1 protein-coding gene and 1 pseudogene are annotated in these 1,606 nt (G+C 57.2%); both read right to left on the bottom strand.

Annotated elements, in window-relative coordinates; translation table 11 throughout:
• Nucleotides 1-83 precede the first annotated feature (83 nt).
• Nucleotides 84-236, bottom strand: a pseudogene (locus ACQKQA_RS30305) (NADH-quinone oxidoreductase subunit A); the annotation flags it as partial.
• Between the two features lie 621 nt (nt 237-857).
• Nucleotides 858-1,606 (bottom strand): isocitrate lyase (gene aceA, locus ACQKQA_RS30300; RefSeq protein ID WP_427564797.1); only part of this gene is annotated, 749 nt, incomplete at its 5' end.

The following is a 1,606-nucleotide window of genomic DNA, read 5'->3' as shown; positions in this document are numbered from 1 at the left end:
GTTGATGGGCGCGGCGGAGACGGAAATGGCCAGGGGCAGAAGAAGGCCGGCAAGCAACAGTGGACGCAAAGATTTGATCATGTGCCGGACTCGAACGGTTCGTTTTTGCTGCGGCCCCAGGCTTTTGACCCGAGGAGGCTGGAGACGCCGAGCATGAAGGCGCAGAGGCCGCCTACACCCAGAAGGAAAATGGCAAAGCCCCAGTTGTGGGCCATGAGTCCGGTCGCTTCGGGCATGCTGGTAATCCTTAACAGAGAGCAAAGGTCTCTGAGCTTGATAAAGAAAAAGCAGTGACGATATGTCGCAGTGCGGTCAATCGGCGTGATTTTATGGCTAAACACCGGGCAAGTAAATTTTCTATAGCGAAATTATTTAGTGGAATAAGGACATAGCTCCCTTTGCAGGCCCCGTAAGCCACGCCCTGTGGGCATTGGCGGAGGTTTTGTTAATTATGTTTTGTTTCGCTTGTAACGAACATTGCGCCATATAAATGATAATCAATATTATTTGGAGGTGTTCTATAAACAAGGCCTCCCATAAAAGTTCGCTAAGTTGTCTTTTATATGCCCACTACTGCAAATTGCGCGGGAGCCCTTTTACCCGTTTTTTTCTTCGCGTATACCGCTCTGGGTCAATGTTTTGCCAGGTAATGAGTGGCTGGCCAGAGGCCATTAACCGCCGTTCCGCTTCCGCAAGAACAGCGCGCGCCCTGTAGGGGTGAGCATGTCCGCGATCCTTTTCAAGGCACAAAGCAGCAAGCAAAAAAAACGCCCCGAACCAGTCGGGGCGTCAGATGGGCGGCACTGCAGTTAGCTTTTACCGGGTCTGCAATGGCCGTTTTCCGGCGTGAAGTCGAATCAGTGGAACTGTTCTTCTTCGGTGGAACCGGTCAGTGCGGTGACCGACGAGGAGCCACCCTGGATCACGGTGGTCATGTCGTCGAAGTAGCCGGTGCCCACTTCCTGCTGGTGAGCCACGAAGGTGTAGCCCTTGGCGGCGTCGGCGAACTCCTGCTCCTGCAGCTTCACGTAGGCGGTCATGTCGTTGCGGGCGTAGTCGTGCGCCAGGTTGAACATGCTGTGCCACATGTTGTGGATGCCAGCCAGGGTGATGAACTGGTGCTTGTAGCCCATGGCGGACAGTTCGCGCTGGAACTTGGCGATGGTCGCGTCGTCCAGGTTCTTCTTCCAGTTGAAGGAAGGCGAGCAGTTGTACGACAGGATCTGGTCCGGGTATTCCTTCTTGATCGCTTCGGCGAAGCGACGGGCTTCGTCCAGGTCCGGCTTGGCGGTTTCGCACCAGATCAGGTCGGCGTACGGCGCGTAGGCCAGACCGCGAGCGATGGCCTGGTCGAGGCCGGCGCGGACTTTGTAGAAGCCTTCCTGGGTGCGGGTGCCAGTCACGAACGGCTGGTCATACGGGTCGCAGTCCGAGGTCAGCAGGTCGGCGGCGTTGGCGTCGGTACGGGCCAGGATGATGGTCGGTACGCCGGCAACGTCGGCCGCCAGGCGGGCAGCGGTCAGCTTCTGTACGGCTTCCTGGGTTGGTACCAGTACCTTGCCGCCCAGGTGGCCGCAGGGTGTCACGGAAGCCAGTTGCTCTTCGA

The sequence above is a fragment of the Pseudomonas sp. NPDC089530 genome, from assembly GCF_050280705.1.
In the GTDB taxonomy this organism is placed as follows: domain Bacteria; phylum Pseudomonadota; class Gammaproteobacteria; order Pseudomonadales; family Pseudomonadaceae; genus Aquipseudomonas.
This window is presented reverse-complemented; position numbering and strand designations above follow the sequence as displayed.